The sequence below is a fragment of the Enterococcus italicus DSM 15952 genome, from assembly GCF_000185365.1.
GTDB lineage: Bacteria > Bacillota > Bacilli > Lactobacillales > Enterococcaceae > Enterococcus_G > Enterococcus_G italicus.
The window spans coordinates 2185118-2200754 of record NZ_GL622241.1 but is presented as its reverse complement, the minus strand read 5'-3'; the positions used below and the strand labels follow the sequence as shown (position 1 = coordinate 2200754).

Here is a 15637-nt window from a genome sequence, read left to right as displayed (position 1 = left end):
ATGGCAAATGCAGTATCAAGATATGATGGTGGGTTAGCAAGAATGGATGATTTATTCGACAGTTTCTTCCCTAGGTTTTTTGGTAATGACACATTTCAAGTAGACATTAAAGAAAATGATGCCGAATATGAATTAACAGCCGATTTACCAGGATTTAAAAAAGAAGAGTTAAATGTGACTTATGATCATGATGTTTTAACAATTGCAGCGGAACGCAACAATGTTGTGGAAGACAAAGACGAAGAAGGACATTTCGTTCGGCGCGAACGTAGTAGTCAATCGTATCATCGTCAATTTATGTTAAAGGGAATTGATGAAAGTGCCATTGCGGCAGAATTCAAGGATGGTGTGTTAACCATGCAATTACCAAAACGAGCAGATGCGAAAGAACCATTAAAGAAGATTGAGATTAAGTAACCTTTTAATGAAGAATTCATCTAGAGGATGCGGACTCCCAAAAATTAGGCCGACAAGTCAATTTTTGGGGGTCTTTTTTTATCAGTGATTGTTTCTACCATTCGCTGACAAAGGACAAATATTTGAGGAAAAAAAGAAAGAACAAAGCGGAGCAAGTCAACGAAAAAATGGGCACCGTAAAGTAGTTGTTCAAGACAAATACCAATGTTTCCACTGTAAAAAATCTGCTATTTCAAGTATAATACCAAAGAAGCTAAAAAAGGAGTCGCAGAAATGGCACAGTTATTTTTTAAGTACGGCGCAATGAACAGTGGCAAGTCGATTGAGATTTTAAAAGTGGCACACAATTATAAAGAACAAAACAAATCAGTCATCTTGATGACGAGTGCTTTGGATACGCGGTCAGGAGTGGGCAATGTTTCTAGTCGAATTGGATTAGAGGAGCAAGCCATTCCTATTTTTGAGAAAACCAACGTTTATGACGTGATTCGCAAATTAGCAATACCACCTTATTGCGTGTTAATTGATGAATCGCAATTTTTGCAAAAACACCATATAATAGAGTTAACCCAAATTGTCGATGAGTTGAACATCCCAGTGATGGCATTTGGCTTAAAGAATGATTTTCGCAATGAATTATTTGAAGGCTCAAAGTATTTGTTATTATATGCAGATAAAATCGAAGAAATGAAGACGATTTGTTGGTTTTGTCATAAGAAAGCGACGATGAACTTACATTATATTGACGGAAAACCTGTTTACGAGGGAAATCAAGTTCAGATAGGTGGCAATGAAGCCTATTATCCTGTTTGTCGCCACCACTATTTTCACCCCAAACGAATGGAAGAATAAAGGAGAGCAAGTATGTACGATCAGTTACAAGCGATTGCAGACCGTTATGAGGAATTAGGAGAATTATTAAGTGATCCAGCAGTCGTTTCCGATACGAAACGCTTTATGGAATTATCAAAAGAAGAAGCCAATACCCGTGAAACAGTAGCGACGTATCGCCGTTACAAAGAAGTAGTTCAAGGGATTGCTGACGCAGAAGAATTGCTAGGTGAAAATCTAGACGCTGAGATGGCGGAGTTAGCCAAAGAAGAATTATCAGATTTAAAAAAAGAAAAAGAAGTCTTAGAAGATACCATCAAAATTTTGTTGTTGCCTAAAGATCCTAACGATGACAAAAACATTATTATGGAAATTCGTGGCGCTGCTGGTGGAGATGAGGCGGCATTATTTGCAGGTGATTTGTTTAATATGTACCAACGCTATGCCGAATCACAAGGTTGGCGTGTAGAGGTCATGGATGCCAATATTACAGGTATCGGTGGCTACAAGGAAGTCATCATGATGATTACCGGCGACAATGTCTTCTCCAAGCTTAAATATGAAAGTGGTGCTCACCGAGTACAACGTGTCCCTTCGACTGAATCACAAGGACGCATTCACACATCGACAGCGACAGTGGTCGTCATGCCTGAAGCCGAAGAAGTAGAGCTAGATTTAGCAGATAAAGACATTCGTGTCGACATTTATCATGCATCTGGAGCAGGTGGTCAGCACGTCAATAAAACAGCATCTGCCGTTCGCCTGACTCACTTACCGACAGGGATTGTAGTGGCGATGCAAGATGAGCGTTCCCAATTGAAAAACCGTGAGAAAGCGATGAAAGTCTTGCGTGCACGGGTCTATGATCAATTGCAACACGAAGCACAAAGTGAATACGATGCGAACCGTAAATCAGCAGTCGGGACAGGTGACCGCTCAGAGCGTATCCGTACGTATAATTTCCCACAAAACCGTGTCACAGATCACCGCATTGGCTTAACCATCCAAAAGCTAGACCAAATTTTAGCTGGAAAATTGGACGAGATTATCGATGCATTGGTTCTTTATGATCAAACATCGAAGCTAGAAGAATTACAAAATGGCTAAAAGTTATTTTCAACTTATACAAGAGGCTAAATCTCAATTAGAATCGCATGGCAAAGAAGGCCATGCGATTCAATCTGTTTTTCTTACGCGAAAAAAATGGGACACAACAACATGGCTACTTCAAATGCATAACCCAAGTCTTCCAGAAGATGAAGAGCAGCTGACTAGTGATTTGCGTCAGCTATTAGCCGATGTCCCTCCTCAATACTTGACGGGACAAGAAGCGTTCTTCGGTCGGACGTTTGTAGTCAGTGACGCGACACTTATTCCGCGTCCTGAGACAGAAGAATTAGTCGATCAATGTCTAAAGCACGTGCAAAGCGAAGCCTGTCACGTTGTGGATATCGGTACCGGTACGGGAGCCATCGCGGTGACGCTAAAGGCTGAGCGGCCGTTATGGCAGGTCGCGGCAGTCGATTTGTCATCAGAGGCACTGGTCATTGCCCAAAAGAATGCCAAACGCATCGGCAGTGAAGTGACGTTTTATCATGGTGATACACTAGTACCTGTAAAAAATCAAACGTGGGATGTCATTATCTCGAATCCACCATATATTAGCTCAGACGAATGGTCCATCATGGATGCTAGTGTTCGCCAATTTGAGCCTAAGATGGCACTTTTTGCAGATGACCAAGGCTTAGCGATGTATAAGAAGATTGCTAGCCAAGCGCAATCCTGTCTAGCGGAAAACGGCTGGCTATTTTTAGAAATTGGTTACCGCCAAGGACCAGCAGTCCAGCAAATCTTTCAAGCAGCTTTTCCGCAAAAAGAGGTTCAAGTGAAAAAGGATTTGTTCGGTCAACCGCGAATGGTCATTGTCCACTAATTGTGGATAATGTGTAAAACTCAAAGAAACATCGCAAAAATAGTCTGAGATATACACAATATTAGAAAGATAAAAGCAAAGATAGTTATCCACAAAATGGGGATAACTTATTGAAATGTGAATAACTAAATGTTTTAACCAATAAGGGGTGTGGATAAACTGTGGAAATTCAAAAAATTTCAACTGATGAGGTCAAACAAGCAGCACATTACATACAACAAGGGGAGTTAGTCGCCTTTCCTACTGAGACCGTCTATGGCTTAGGTGCCAGTGCATTGAATCCACAAGCGGTAAAAAAAGTTTATCAAGTCAAAGGCCGTCCGAGTGATAATCCGTTGATTGTCCATGTGACTAGCTTCGAACAAGTCAAAGAATACATTCAAGAAAGCCATCCATTAGCAGAAGTACTGGTTCAAACATTTTGGCCGGGGCCATTGACGATTATTTTACCTATCAAGCCCAATACGTTTGATACAGTCGTGACGGGAGGTTTAGCGACCGTTGCCTTTCGAATGCCAGATCAAGCCTTGACTTTGGAGTTAATTCGTCAAGCTGGTGTGCCATTGGTCGGACCAAGCGCGAATCTGTCTGGTCATCCTAGCCCGACGACTGCTGAGCACGTGATCCATGATTTTGAGCACAGTATAAAAGGTGTACTAGATGGCGGGCCGACAAAGATTGGTGTGGAGTCCACAGTGCTTGATCTCAGTGATCCGAACAAACCGCCGATGATTTTAAGGCCAGGAGCAGTAACAAAAGAAATGCTTGAACAAGCCTGTCACACACCAGTCGCTGTCGATAGTCATTTGCTTCGTGCCGATGAAGCGCCCAAAGCTCCTGGAATGAAGTACAAACATTATGCGCCCGTTGTCCCTGTACAAATGGTTCATGAACAAGAGTGGGAGCAAGTAGCAAGCTATCTGGCTCATCATCCGATACGTGCTGGGATACTCGCGGGCCCGACTGCCGCTGAAGTAGTTCGAGGAGAGGCCGCCGCAGTCTATATGTATGCCGACGACTCTGTCCAAGCAGCGACGCAAGGATTATTTTCTGGGTTGCGGGCCTTAGATGAGACGAAAGCGGGCTTAGATTGCTTATATGTGGCGACGTATCCAGAAGATGGCTTAGGTGTCGCCTATATGAATCGCTTGAAAAAAGCAGCGAATCAAATGTATTTTACGAACAATGAAACAGAAGTTTAATACTTTTTAGGGTGAATACTAGGCGGGTGTTTTTTCCTGTGTTACAATTCACATAATTAGTCAAAAAGGAGAGTGCAAATATGGACTATCGAGCATTTGATCCAGAATTATGGAAGGCAATTGATCAAGAAGGTGTACGCCAACAAAACAACTTGGAACTGATCGCTTCTGAAAACATCGTGTCTGAAGGTGTCTTAGCAGCACAAGGAAGCATTCTAACGAACAAGTATGCAGAAGGGTATCCCGGCAAACGTTACTATGGTGGCTGTGAATTTATTGATGTCGTTGAGAATTTGGCAATTGAGCGAGCAAAAGAACTCTTCGGGGCTAAATTTGCAAATGTCCAACCACATTCCGGGTCACAAGCCAATACGGCTGCGTATTTATCATTAATCGAGCCAGGAGATACTGTTTTAGGAATGGATCTATCTGCAGGTGGTCATTTAACACATGGCTCTCCAGTCAATTTTAGTGGAAAAACGTATCATTTCGTAGGATACGGTGTCGATCCAACGACTGAAGTGCTCGATTATGAAGTTATTCGCATTTTAGCTAGAAAACATCAACCCAAATTAATTGTTGCAGGTGCAAGTGCATATTCACGAATCATTGATTTTGAAAAATTTAGAGAAATCGCAGATGAAGTCGGTGCGAAACTAATGGTCGATATGGCACATATTGCTGGTTTGGTTGCTGCAGGATTGCATCCAAACCCAGTTCCTTATGCAGACATCACGACTACAACGACACATAAAACGTTGCGCGGCCCTCGTGGTGGTATGATTTTGACCAATGATGAAGAGCTAGCCAAAAAAATCAATAGCAATGTCTTCCCCGGGATTCAAGGTGGACCATTAGAGCATGTCATTGCAGGGAAAGCTGTGGCCTTTAAAGAAGCGTTGGCACCAGAATTTAAAGAATACAGTGAACAAGTAATTGCCAATGCACAAGCGATGGCAAAAGTATTTAATCAAGCTGCGGGTGCGCGGTTGGTTTCTGGTGCGACAGATAATCATTTATTATTGATTGATGTCCGTGGGTTTGAGATGAATGGTAAAGAAGCTGAAAAATTACTAGATTCAGTAAATATCACGGTTAATAAAAATTCCATTCCATTTGAAACGCTAAGTCCATTTAAAACGAGTGGTATTCGTGTCGGTACGCCAGCGATTACTAGTCGGGGCTTTAAAGAAACCGATGCTACGAAAGTCGCTGAATTTATTGTGCAAGTCTTAAGCAACCCAGAGGACGAAGCCATTCAAACAGAAGTGAAAGCGAAGATGAAAGAACTAACCGATCAATACCCAATTTATAAAAAGTAAAATCTTAGGAGAATCCAAATTTTTTTTGGATTCTCTTTTTTCAAGTCGATTTTGTGGTATAGTATTAAACGGTAAAATTCTTTGCGGCATTGAGAAAGTTGTTTTACAATAGAAAAAAACACAAAGGAGAACGAACATGGGAAAATTTCAAGTGATTGATCATCCATTAATCCAACACAAACTGACAATTATTCGTGATAAGAATTGTGGGACCAAAGTATTCCGCGAGGTTGTCGATGAAATCGCCATGCTAATGGCCTACGAAATTTCAAGAGATATGCCAGTAGAAGACATTGAAATTGAAACACCAATCGTGAAGTCTGTTCAAAAGACTCTTACTGGGAAGAAAGTAGCGATTATTCCAATCTTACGTGCCGGTATTGGCATGGTAGATGGTATTTTAGAATTAATTCCAGCTGCCAAAGTCGGTCACATTGGTATGTATCGTGATGAAGAAACATTAGAGCCGCATGAATATTTTATTAAAATGCCAGATGATATTGATAGCCGTCAATTACTTGTCGTTGATCCGATGTTGGCCACTGGTGGTTCAGCAATTATGGCCATTGATTCACTTAAAAAACGTGGTGCAACGAATATTAAGTTTGTCTGCCTTGTATCTGCTCCAGAAGGTGTCAAAGCATTACGTGATGCCCACCCAGATGTAGATATCTATACTGCAGCGTTAGATGATCATTTAAATGAAAATGGCTACATCGTACCAGGTTTGGGCGATGCAGGAGACCGTTTATTCGGAACAAAATAATAGAATGAATGAGAGAGAGTAGGTTTTTATCTATTTTCTCTTATTTCCTCTTTACAAAAATCCGTTTCTTTTCTATAATCGTCTATGTGGTTTTTGCCAGCTTAGCTCAGTAGGTAGAGCAACGCACTCGTAACGCGTAGGTCACAGGTTCGATTCCTGCAGCTGGCATTTAAAAATAAAGTAGCACTATTTATTCATTTTTAATGGGGATGTGACAGATGTTTGTCACATTCCCATTTTTTTTATTTTCGTGTAAAATAGAAAAGGAACCAACAACTAAAGGAGTGTTTATATGCTTTTTATTTTAGGAACATTGCTCTTGTTTATTATTAGCATTCGATTGTCTGCGGTGTTATCAGTCGGATTTTTGATGCTTCATTTTAAAGTGAAACGCCACCTTCAAAAGATGACAGAAGAAAAATGGCAGGAGTATTTCCATAAAATTGGCTCAAAAGGAGTCTTTTTCCGGATCATTGGCTATTATTGGATGGCGTTACTCTTGTTGGCTTATTGGAACATGATTTATTTTTGGAATGACAGCGCACCCTATGCGATTACTTTATTATTGGCAGGGGCCTTTCATCTCTTTTACAAATATCGTACGAAAAAGCAACAATTCCAAAAAATCATGAAACAACAATTTGATTCATCGGATGAATAGTAGTAGATGAAAAACTTAAGTTTTTATTGATTGCGAGCCGATGAGACTTTTCTTTGTTGGTGGTCTAGCGCTATAATGAAAAGAACGAATCGATGGAAAGAGAGAATTCATGGAAAAAAATAGCAGAATGAGTAAGAAATTAGATAGTCGGATTGATTATGGAGTTATTTTACCGGTATTTTTACTTTGCTTAATTGGTTTATCTGCCCTATACGTTGCCTATGCACAAAATCCTAACTATAAAGGTAGTCTATTTGCTGGGGTAGCCAAGCAAGCATTGTGGTATGTGCTAGGGATGTTTGCAGTGATGATTATTATGCAAATAAAATCAAAAGTCCTTTGGCGTTTGACACCTTATATTTATGGTGGTGGCTTGGTGATTATGACCTTGCTTTTAGAGTTTTATGATCGTACTTTAGCAGAGTCAACAGGATCACGAAATTGGTTCAGTATTGGTTCCTTTACGTTACAGCCGGCAGAGTTGATGAAGATTGCGTATATTTTGATGATGGCGCGTGTGGTGACAGCGCACAATACGGTCTATCGGCAACGGAACTTGACCTCGGATTTATTACTGATTGGGAAACTCTTTGCCGTGACTGTTCCTGTGTTGCTTTTGGTCTTACTACAAAAAGACTTTGGAACGATGTTGGTCTTTCTAGCCATTTTTGGTGGCATCTTTTTGATGTCAGGTATTTCTTGGAAAATTGTTGTGCCAGTGATTGTCTTATTTTTAGCGTTGGCCGGTTTAACACTCTTCTTGGTCATTAATGAAGATGGAAGAAAATTTCTTTCAGATTTAGGGATTGTGAAGACGTACCAGTTTAAGCGGATTGACTCCTGGCTTGATCCATTTCATGATATTCAGGGGAGTTCACGACAAGTAGCGACTGCCATCATGGCGATTGGGTCAGGTGGTTTGCTTGGAAAAGGCTTCAATGTGAGTGATGTCTATGTATCGGTTCGAGAATCGGATATGATTTTTTCAGTAATTGGTGAAAATTTCGGCTTTATCGGTAGTGCTTTTGTGGTCTTTTTATATTTTATGTTGATCTACCGGATGATCCGTGTCTGTTACGATACAAATAATGAATTTTACGCCTATATCGCTTCAGGTATTATCATGATGATTTTGTTCCACGTATTTGAAAACATCGGTGCCAACATCGGTCTTTTGCCACTGACTGGGATTCCATTACCATTTATTAGTCAAGGTGGATCGGCTTTACTGAGCAACATGATTGGGATTGGCTTAATTTTATCAATGAGATTTCAAGCAAAAGAATGAAAATAGGAGAGACGAACAATGATAACAGTGTATGGGTATCCAAAATGTACGACATGTAAAAAAGCAATGAAATTTTTGCACGAGCATGATGTTGATGTTGAATTGATTGATATTGTAGAGCATACACCATCAAAAGAGCTAATCGCAGATTGGATTCAATCAACTGACTTTCCAATCCGTCATTTCTTTAATACAAGTGGTATTCGTTACCGAGAGTTAGGCTTGAAAGACAAAGTCGATGGGTATACACTAGAGGAGGCCTGTGAAGTATTGGCTTCAGATGGTATGTTACTCAAGCGACCAATCTTATTAAAGAATGGGCAATTTGTCCTCAATGGTTTCAAAGAACAAACGTACGAAGGGGTGCTAGCGTCATGGAAAAAAGATGTTTAAAAAAAGTAGATAATTTATGGATTTTATTTAATGGCAAAGAATACTGTGTTGGCTTGACCAAAGAAGCGCAAGATGAGCTGGGCAATGTGACGTTTGCGACTTTACCTACTGTAGGCAAACAAGTAAACGTAGGCGACACGCTGTTAGAGGTGGAAGCTGAAAAAGCAGTGAATGAATTCGTAAGCCCACTAGCAGGTGTCATTTCTTCGGTAAATGAAAAAATCAATAACGACATCGACGTGTTAAATGATGAAGATGAAATGAATGCATGGTTCTTAAGCTTGAAAGATGTTCAAGCAGCGGATTTTGAAGCAATCGAAGACTAATCTATCTGTTTACGTTGACAAGTCACAAAACACCTTGCTATAATGTGCTCAATAGAAAAAAGCAACGAATAGATGAGTATATTTTACTTAAATCAAAGAGAGCCCTGACTGGTGGAAAAGGGTATGGCGGTAAGATAGAAGATGGTCTATGAGCAAGAGCAAGTGAGCTGATTGGTGAGCAAGCTACGGGCACACCCGTTATAGTGTAACGATATCGAATGAGTATTCTGTATCGGCAGAGGTTCTATGATAGAACGAATTAAGGTGGTAACACGGCAGATGATGCACGTCCTTTGTACATATGTACAAGGGGCGTTTTTTTATAGTGACAAGGAAGATGGTGGTAAGATGGCATTAATTGAATTAAGAGACGTAAAAAAAGCATATGATGGAAAAAATGGCTCGATTCACGCAGTCGATGGGGTATCGTTAACGATTGAACGTGGTGATGTTTTTGGTGTTGTGGGGTATTCAGGCGCAGGGAAGAGTACATTGATCCGTATGCTAAATGGATTAGAGCTGCCGACAGGGGGTGAAGTAATCGTCAACGAACATAGTATTACGAGCTTAAAGCCTAAGGAATTACGAGAGTTCCGCAAAAAAATTGGCATGATTTTTCAGCATTTTAATCTCTTGTGGTCTCGTACATTACAAGAAAATGTCGAATTGCCACTTGAACTAGCAGGTGTTCCCAAAAAAGAACGTGCGCAAAAAGCGACTGAGTTATTAAATCTAGTCGGGCTGCAAGGACGTGAAAAAGCGTATCCTTCGCAATTATCCGGTGGGCAAAAACAACGCGTCGGTATCGCACGAGCACTAGCCAATGATCCAGAAATTCTGCTCTGTGATGAAGCGACCAGTGCGCTAGATCCACAGACGACAGAAGAAGTGCTTGATTTGCTGCAAAAAATCAATCAAGAACTCCATTTAACCATTGTACTAATTACACATGAAATGAATGCGGTCAGACAAATCTGTAATAAAGTAGCTGTGATGGAACAAGGGCAAGTCGTTGAAGAAGGATCAGTCGTTTCCATCTTTCGCCAACCACAAAAAGAAGTCACGAAACGCTTTGTGCGCCAAGAAATCGAGGAGCCTATCGATCCTGAACTATTGGCTACTTTTATCAAAGAAAATCCCAATGGTCGCTTAGTCACGTTGACGTTTACGGAGCACAATGCCAATGAGCCTGTCATTTCACAAGCAATCAGACACTATCAAATAGATGTCAATGTAGTGTTCGGCAAAATTGATCAAGTCAAAGAGGGATCGATTGGTTCCTTGACTGTCTTACTGACGGGTGAGGAAGCAGAGATTAATCAAGCACTTGCTTATTTTGAAGCAAAACAAGTGGCAATCGAGGTGATCAATCATGAATAAGTCTTTTGCCGAAACGTATTTTAGTTTTGACCAAGTCGATTGGTCAGCGATGAAGCAATCATTTTATGACACTTTATATATGACGATTGTCTCAACAATTCTCGTGATTGTCTTAGGGTTATTACTAGGTTTGGTGCTTTATAGTTTGGGAAGGAAAAAGAAAGCATCATCAAAATTCTCGTATACAATAGTATCCATCATAAGCAATATTTTCCGATCGACACCGTTTATGATTTTGATGGTCTTGTTGATTCCCTTTACGACGATATTAGTCGGAACGATGCTGGGAGCGAAAGCAGCGATTCCAGCCTTGGTATTATCCGCAGCGCCTTTTTATGCACGGCTGGTCGAAATTGCTTTGCGTGAGGTTGACGCAGGGGTGATTGAAGCAGCGGAGGCGATGGGAGCTAGCTATTGGCAAGTCGTATACAAAGTATTAATTCCTGAAAGCATTCCAGCCCTAATATCGGGCATTACGGTGACGACGATTACTATGATTGGTTATACCGCTATGGCAGGGACAATCGGTGCTGGTGGCTTAGGTTCATTGGCATGGCAAGAAGGATTTCAACGAGGGAACTACACAGTTACAATGGTTGCAACAGTCATCATATTAGTGATTGTCTTTATCGTTCAAGCAATCGGTGATACGTTGACGAAACAAACAGATAAACGATAAAAAATTGGGGGAAAAGAAGATGAAGAAAAAAACATTGGGATTAATTTTTACAGCAGTTGCAGCGGTGACGCTAGCAGCTTGTGGCAGTAGCAACTCAAGCTCAAGTGAGTCAAGTAGTGAAAAAACCACAACACTAAAGGTCGGAGCTTCAAGTACGCCACATGCTGAAATATTAGAACAAGCGAAACCTCTTTTGGCTAAAGAAGGGGTAGACTTGGAAATTACAGTGATGGACGACTATGCAATTCCTAACAAAGCTTTAAATGCAGGTGATATTGATGCGAACTATTTCCAGCATATTCCATATTTGAATCAAGAAGTAGAAAAATACGGGTATGACATTGTGAATGCTGGGGCTGTCCATGTGGAACCAATGGGCTTGTATTCTAAAAAAATTGATGATATCAAAGACTTAGCAGATGGAGCGACAATCATTACTTCGAACTCGACATCTGACTGGGGCCGTATTTTGACGATTCTAGAAGACAATGGCTTGATTACTTTGAAAGATGGCGTAGATAAACAAACCGCAACATTTGATGACATTGCTACGAATCCTAAAAATTTGAAATTTAATCATGATATTGCACCAGCAATGTTAGCGACAGTCTATCAAAATGGCGAAGGTGATCTTGTTGCCATTAATGCCAACTTTGCTTTAGGAATTGATTTAAACCCACAAAAAGATGCCGTTCTATTGGAAAAAGACAACACACCATACGTGAATATCATTGCTGTACGTAAAGGCGATGAAAATAAAGACGCAATCAAAAAATTGGTTGAAGTGTTACACTCAGATAAAATCAAAGATTACGTTAATGAAAAATGGAAAGGCTCCGTTAAAATCGTGGACGCTGATTCCAAATAATTTTAAAAGCGGCTGCTTTTGAACACCGTTTAACCAAGGTTGTGACAATTGCGTTTAGGTACCAGTAAAAGAAGAGGATCCAGAAGTTGTTTTTCGAACTTTTGGATTCTCTTTTTTTAATAGTAGCTCATTTTTGACTTCCCATTGCGGATTTAATAGCACGACGTTATTTTTGTATTTAAGGGAAAAGAAAAAAGGTAAGTAGCAATGAGTATTGATCGATAGCAGGTGAGTAGTGCTTTTTTATATTTTTGTAGCGCTTACATATTAGCTCGTAGAAACAATCCGGTATACCACAAGGATAGATTGCGAAAAAAAATAAGAACAAGCGTCCGAGCTCTCGTTGTTCAGAGAGCGAAAAGTGCAAGAGGTTCTTTTTTTCATATGAGAGGCTAAGTACCTGGAAAACTGACTATCGACTGGATAATGCTCAATGCCCAGAATGAGTTTCCAAAGGTAGATATAATTTGATTCACTTTGGAAAAACAGCGAAGCGGGATGATGGAGGCTTTCATACATAAACCGATTTAACGAACTGTTCCATTTTTGCTTTTCTTCTAATAAGAGTGAAAAGAGCGTCTGTTCGATAGATTCTTCACTTGGAAGATCCAGTAGATCCAACGCCATGACAGGAATGAGCATCGTGCGACGTTGAATTTCAGCTAATTTAGAGGAAGGTTGTCTCAGATCATTAGTAAGTAGACAATACTTGTTTAATTGATTGCCTAGTTCTTTTATTTTCCGAAGATAGGTAGACTTGCTAACAAATATTTTTTCACACAGGTCCTTATTAGTTGAAAAAGGCTCTTGTAAAAGCTGATTTAGCAATTGGAAATGAAGACTTTCTTGTAAGGATTCTTGGAAAAAATGGACATAATCACCAAAAGGTACAGCTGCTTCTGCCACAGTGAAGGAGTTGGTAGTTGGAAGTAAGCTGCAATTGAGTTGTTTTAATTCAGTTAGTTTTTTGAGATGAGCTTTTGAAAAAAATAAACTCTGCATGAAAGAACCTCCCTGATTATTAAATAACTTATTAGATTTAAATTATCAAACGAGATTCTAAAAAAATTTCCAGAATGTGACTATTCGCCAACATTCTAGAAATTTTGAGAGAATAAAAAAGTAAAAAATAGCGTACAAAAAAAGAAATTGTAACAAAAATGGCTAACTTTGAACGTTCATTTCAAAAAAGGGTCGAACACTATGTTCGACCCTTAAAGTTAATTATTCTTCTTCTTTTTCACCAATAACTTCTGGTTCTGAAGCTTCTTCAGTTGTTTCTTCTTCCTCTACTTGTGCTTCAGTGATTGTAACGACTTGTTCTTCTGCATCAGTGATGATTTCGTAATCACCATCAACTTTCAAGTCTGCCACGCTTAGTGATTGACCAATTTCTAAGTCTGTCACGTCTACTTCGACATTTTCTGGTAATTTGTCTGGTGTTGCAGCGACTGTCACACTGTACAATGTTTGGGTTAAGACTCCACCGGCACGCACACCAGCAGCTTCACCGACTAAAACAACTTCGGCTTCGACTTCAGTGACTTCGTTCATGTTGACAGATAAAAATTCAATGTGAGTTAATTTTGAAGTGAAGGTATCAGTCGTATAGTTATGGATCAACGTATTGACTTTTTTACCATCGATACTCATGGTTAATACAGTATTCAATCCATGTTGACGCAATACTTTTTCAATTTCTGCACTATCAAGCGAGATGGTTGTACTTTCGATTTGGTAACCATTCACAACTGCAGGAATTTTTCCTTCGTGACGTAATTTGTTCCGTAAAGAACGGGGGCGAACTTCTCTCTTACTTACTTCCAATGATACTGACATAACTCAATTCCTCCTAAATTTCCTACCAAATGGGTAGTAGTTTTTAAGCAAATTTTGTTACTCTTGCACATTAAGTGGTACGTGAGACACGCAAAAAGAGGGTAGCTAGTCACAGCTACCCCAAAAAGTTTTTTTAACTTTTCTCCACCAGGTTATAACGCTGTGTATGAGAAACTTATTTACTTTACACTATTAACGATAGGCCTTTTCAAATTCAAAGTCAAACGATAACCCTTTTTTCACAATGGCAGCTACGGTATAATGATAAAAAATTACGAATAAAAGTAGGGAACACATGCGAATTGACAAAGTAATTGAGACACAGCTACACACAAGTAGGAAAGAAATGAAACGACTATTTGCCAAAGGATTGGTGCAGATTGACGGAGAAATTATGCGTAATCAGTCTTTTAATGTTGATAGTCATCTCCACTGTTTGACTGTCGATGGCCAAGTAGTCGAGTGGTATGAACGCTACTGGCTGATGAATAAGCCAGCTGGGTACGTTACTGCCAATCATGATAAAGTGGTGCCAACGATTTTTGATTTATTCGCTACAGACGATCTGGTAGCGGGTCTGTATGCAGTGGGACGGCTGGATCGCGATACAGAAGGATTGGTCTTAGTGACGACGAATGGACCTCTGGGGTATCAACTTCTTCACCCAACGAAGAAAGTCGATAAAAAGTACAGTGTCCGAGTGAATGCGCGCTTGACTGAAAAGGACGTACAGGCTTTTTCTGAGGGCATTGTTTTTCACGGTGGGACACGCTGTCTGCCAGCACAGCTTCTTTTAAAGAGCTGTCATGATCAGGAGAGTGAGGCGGAAGTCGTCTTATCAGAAGGAAAATTTCATCAAGTGAAAAAAATGTTCTTAGCTTGTGGGAAAAAAGTGACCTTTTTGAAGCGAATCAGCTTTGGTCCTCTTGAACTCAAGACGTTGCCTGTCGGGGAATATCGGTCACTGACGAAACATGAATTAGAAGCATTACGACCCTTTATGGAAGGTGGCAACTAAGATGTACCAAGTATTATTATTTGATGTGGATGATACGTTACTCGATTTTCAAGCGGCAGAGGAGGCAGCTTTGAAGAGTGCTTTTTATGAGCAGCAAGTACCATTAACTAAGCGAACAGCTAAAACATATCATACATATAATCAACTCGCTTGGCAGCAAATTGAAAAAAATCGGGCTACTCGAGAACAGTGGTTAATCTGGCGCTTTGCTCAGACGTTGTATGATTGTCAATTAGTCGGTGACGCTGCGGTACTAGACAGCACCTTTCGAGCAAGTCTTACTCAGCAACATCAACGCTTGGGCGCGAGCTTAGAAGTGATTCAAGGACTTTTTAAGCAAGGATATTCACTGCAAATTGTGTCAAATGGTGATGGGAAGACACAAAGAGAGCGACTAGCTAAAGCGCAACTCTTGCCTTATTTTGATAAACTATTTGTATCAGGAGACTTAGGTGTCCAAAAACCTGATCCACGCTTCTTTGAGCAAGTTTTTTCCGAAAATCCAGGCATAATGAAAGAGCAATTTGTCATTATCGGGGATTCACTGACTTCTGATATTCAAGGCGGTCACCAAAGTGGGATTGATACGATTTATTTGCACCCCACCCCGTCTGCCAAGAGCACGTATTGGATTCAGCACTTGACGGAGTTACCATACTTATTGAAAAAAATCTAACACATCTTTCAAAGAAAATCGGCTGTTATACATGGTAT

18 protein-coding genes, 1 tRNA gene and 1 other annotated feature are annotated in these 15637 nt (G+C 40.2%); of the genes, 17 read left to right on the top strand and 2 right to left on the bottom strand.

Annotated features, from left to right (window positions below):
- The 15 genes from HMPREF9088_RS10165 to HMPREF9088_RS10095 all read left to right on the top strand — a co-directional run bounded on the left by HMPREF9088_RS10165 (window position 1) and on the right by HMPREF9088_RS10095 (window position 12066).
- A complete protein-coding gene (locus HMPREF9088_RS10165; RefSeq protein ID WP_007209168.1) occupies window positions 1-417 on the top strand; it encodes an Hsp20/alpha crystallin family protein in 417 nt (138 codons plus the stop codon).
- Window positions 418-690: 273 nt separating this feature from the next.
- Window positions 691-1269, top strand: coding sequence for a thymidine kinase (locus HMPREF9088_RS10160; RefSeq protein ID WP_007209166.1), 579 nt, complete (start codon window positions 691-693; stop codon window positions 1267-1269).
- Between the two features lie 12 nt (window positions 1270-1281).
- The gene (gene prfA / locus HMPREF9088_RS10155; RefSeq protein ID WP_007209165.1) at window positions 1282-2355 is read left to right on the top strand and encodes a peptide chain release factor 1; all 1074 of its coding nucleotides are present in this window, start codon (window positions 1282-1284) and stop codon (window positions 2353-2355) included.
- On the top strand, window positions 2348-3181 hold the full coding sequence (gene prmC / locus HMPREF9088_RS10150; RefSeq protein ID WP_007209164.1) for a peptide chain release factor N(5)-glutamine methyltransferase: 834 nt from the start codon (window positions 2348-2350) through the stop codon (window positions 3179-3181). Before prfA ends, prmC begins: the two co-directional genes overlap by 8 nt.
- 161 nt (window positions 3182-3342) lie before the next feature.
- Complete coding sequence (locus HMPREF9088_RS10145) at window positions 3343-4383, top strand: L-threonylcarbamoyladenylate synthase (RefSeq protein ID WP_007209163.1); 1041 nt, start codon at window positions 3343-3345, stop codon at window positions 4381-4383.
- Between the two features lie 80 nt (window positions 4384-4463).
- Complete coding sequence (gene glyA / locus HMPREF9088_RS10140) at window positions 4464-5705, top strand: serine hydroxymethyltransferase (RefSeq protein ID WP_007209162.1); 1242 nt, start codon at window positions 4464-4466, stop codon at window positions 5703-5705.
- Window positions 5706-5841: 136 nt separating this feature from the next.
- Window positions 5842-6471, top strand: a complete 630-nt coding sequence (upp, locus tag HMPREF9088_RS10135) for a uracil phosphoribosyltransferase (protein WP_007209161.1) — start codon at window positions 5842-5844, stop codon at window positions 6469-6471.
- Window positions 6472-6566: 95 nt separating this feature from the next.
- Window positions 6567-6639, top strand: a tRNA-Thr gene (locus HMPREF9088_RS10130).
- Between the two features lie 124 nt (window positions 6640-6763).
- Complete coding sequence (locus HMPREF9088_RS10125) at window positions 6764-7132, top strand: hypothetical protein (RefSeq protein ID WP_007209160.1); 369 nt, start codon at window positions 6764-6766, stop codon at window positions 7130-7132.
- A 109-nt stretch (window positions 7133-7241) separates the two neighbouring features.
- On the top strand, window positions 7242-8420 hold the full coding sequence (locus HMPREF9088_RS10120; protein WP_007209159.1) for an FtsW/RodA/SpoVE family cell cycle protein: 1179 nt from the start codon (window positions 7242-7244) through the stop codon (window positions 8418-8420).
- Between the two features lie 18 nt (window positions 8421-8438).
- Window positions 8439-8813, top strand: coding sequence for an arsenate reductase family protein (locus HMPREF9088_RS10115; protein ID WP_007209158.1), 375 nt, complete (start codon window positions 8439-8441; stop codon window positions 8811-8813).
- The gene (locus tag HMPREF9088_RS10110) at window positions 8795-9139 is read left to right on the top strand and encodes a glycine cleavage system H family protein (RefSeq protein ID WP_007209157.1); all 345 of its coding nucleotides are present in this window, start codon (window positions 8795-8797) and stop codon (window positions 9137-9139) included. Before HMPREF9088_RS10115 ends, HMPREF9088_RS10110 begins: the two co-directional genes overlap by 19 nt.
- Before the next feature lie 55 nt (window positions 9140-9194).
- Window positions 9195-9436: a binding site (T-box leader), on the top strand.
- Between the two features lie 51 nt (window positions 9437-9487).
- Complete coding sequence (locus HMPREF9088_RS10105) at window positions 9488-10519, top strand: methionine ABC transporter ATP-binding protein (RefSeq protein WP_040367439.1); 1032 nt, start codon at window positions 9488-9490, stop codon at window positions 10517-10519.
- Entirely contained in the window at window positions 10512-11198 is a 687-nt protein-coding gene (locus HMPREF9088_RS10100) for a methionine ABC transporter permease (RefSeq protein WP_007209155.1), read from the top strand. Before HMPREF9088_RS10105 ends, HMPREF9088_RS10100 begins: the two co-directional genes overlap by 8 nt.
- A 19-nt stretch (window positions 11199-11217) precedes the next feature.
- Entirely contained in the window at window positions 11218-12066 is an 849-nt protein-coding gene (locus HMPREF9088_RS10095) for a MetQ/NlpA family ABC transporter substrate-binding protein (RefSeq protein ID WP_040367012.1), read from the top strand.
- A gap of 267 nt (window positions 12067-12333) precedes the next feature.
- On the opposite strand, the gene HMPREF9088_RS10090 is transcribed toward HMPREF9088_RS10095, so the two are convergent.
- Entirely contained in the window at window positions 12334-13068 is a 735-nt protein-coding gene (locus HMPREF9088_RS10090) for a helix-turn-helix domain-containing protein (RefSeq protein WP_007209153.1), read from the bottom strand.
- 222 nt (window positions 13069-13290) lie between these two features.
- Window positions 13291-13905: a 50S ribosomal protein L25/general stress protein Ctc gene (locus HMPREF9088_RS10085; protein WP_007209152.1), complete on the bottom strand. Its 615-nt coding sequence runs from the start codon at window positions 13903-13905 to the stop codon at window positions 13291-13293.
- Window positions 13906-14200: 295 nt separating this feature from the next.
- Here HMPREF9088_RS10085 and HMPREF9088_RS10080 point away from each other — a divergent pair, with 295 nt between their 5' ends.
- Window positions 14201-14923, top strand: coding sequence for a pseudouridine synthase (locus HMPREF9088_RS10080; protein ID WP_007209151.1), 723 nt, complete (start codon window positions 14201-14203; stop codon window positions 14921-14923).
- Window position 14924: 1 nt separating this feature from the next.
- The gene (locus HMPREF9088_RS10075; protein WP_040367011.1) at window positions 14925-15599 is read left to right on the top strand and encodes a YjjG family noncanonical pyrimidine nucleotidase; all 675 of its coding nucleotides are present in this window, start codon (window positions 14925-14927) and stop codon (window positions 15597-15599) included.
- Window positions 15600-15637 lie beyond the last annotated feature (38 nt).

Bases quoted from the DNA above. Each gene is read 5' to 3' on its own strand.
- HMPREF9088_RS10165 (WP_007209168.1), top strand. From the start codon at position 1: ATGGCAAATGCAGTATCAAGATATGATGGTGGGTTAGCAAGAATGGAT.
- HMPREF9088_RS10160 (WP_007209166.1), top strand. From the start codon at position 691: ATGGCACAGTTATTTTTTAAGTACGGCGCAATGAACAGTGGCAAGTCG.
- prfA (WP_007209165.1), top strand. From the start codon at position 1,282: ATGTACGATCAGTTACAAGCGATTGCAGACCGTTATGAGGAATTAGGA.
- prmC (WP_007209164.1), top strand. From the start codon at position 2,348: ATGGCTAAAAGTTATTTTCAACTTATACAAGAGGCTAAATCTCAATTA.
- glyA (WP_007209162.1), top strand. From the start codon at position 4,464: ATGGACTATCGAGCATTTGATCCAGAATTATGGAAGGCAATTGATCAA.
- upp (WP_007209161.1), top strand. From the start codon at position 5,842: ATGGGAAAATTTCAAGTGATTGATCATCCATTAATCCAACACAAACTG.
- HMPREF9088_RS10125 (WP_007209160.1), top strand. From the start codon at position 6,764: ATGCTTTTTATTTTAGGAACATTGCTCTTGTTTATTATTAGCATTCGA.
- HMPREF9088_RS10120 (WP_007209159.1), top strand. From the start codon at position 7,242: ATGGAAAAAAATAGCAGAATGAGTAAGAAATTAGATAGTCGGATTGAT.
- HMPREF9088_RS10115 (WP_007209158.1), top strand. From the start codon at position 8,439: ATGATAACAGTGTATGGGTATCCAAAATGTACGACATGTAAAAAAGCA.
- HMPREF9088_RS10110 (WP_007209157.1), top strand. From the start codon at position 8,795: ATGGAAAAAAGATGTTTAAAAAAAGTAGATAATTTATGGATTTTATTT.
- HMPREF9088_RS10105 (WP_040367439.1), top strand. From the start codon at position 9,488: ATGGCATTAATTGAATTAAGAGACGTAAAAAAAGCATATGATGGAAAA.
- HMPREF9088_RS10100 (WP_007209155.1), top strand. From the start codon at position 10,512: ATGAATAAGTCTTTTGCCGAAACGTATTTTAGTTTTGACCAAGTCGAT.
- HMPREF9088_RS10095 (WP_040367012.1), top strand. From the start codon at position 11,218: ATGAAGAAAAAAACATTGGGATTAATTTTTACAGCAGTTGCAGCGGTG.
- HMPREF9088_RS10090 (WP_007209153.1), bottom strand. From the start codon at position 13,068: ATGCAGAGTTTATTTTTTTCAAAAGCTCATCTCAAAAAACTAACTGAA.
- HMPREF9088_RS10085 (WP_007209152.1), bottom strand. From the start codon at position 13,905: ATGTCAGTATCATTGGAAGTAAGTAAGAGAGAAGTTCGCCCCCGTTCT.
- HMPREF9088_RS10080 (WP_007209151.1), top strand. From the start codon at position 14,201: ATGCGAATTGACAAAGTAATTGAGACACAGCTACACACAAGTAGGAAA.
- HMPREF9088_RS10075 (WP_040367011.1), top strand. From the start codon at position 14,925: ATGTACCAAGTATTATTATTTGATGTGGATGATACGTTACTCGATTTT.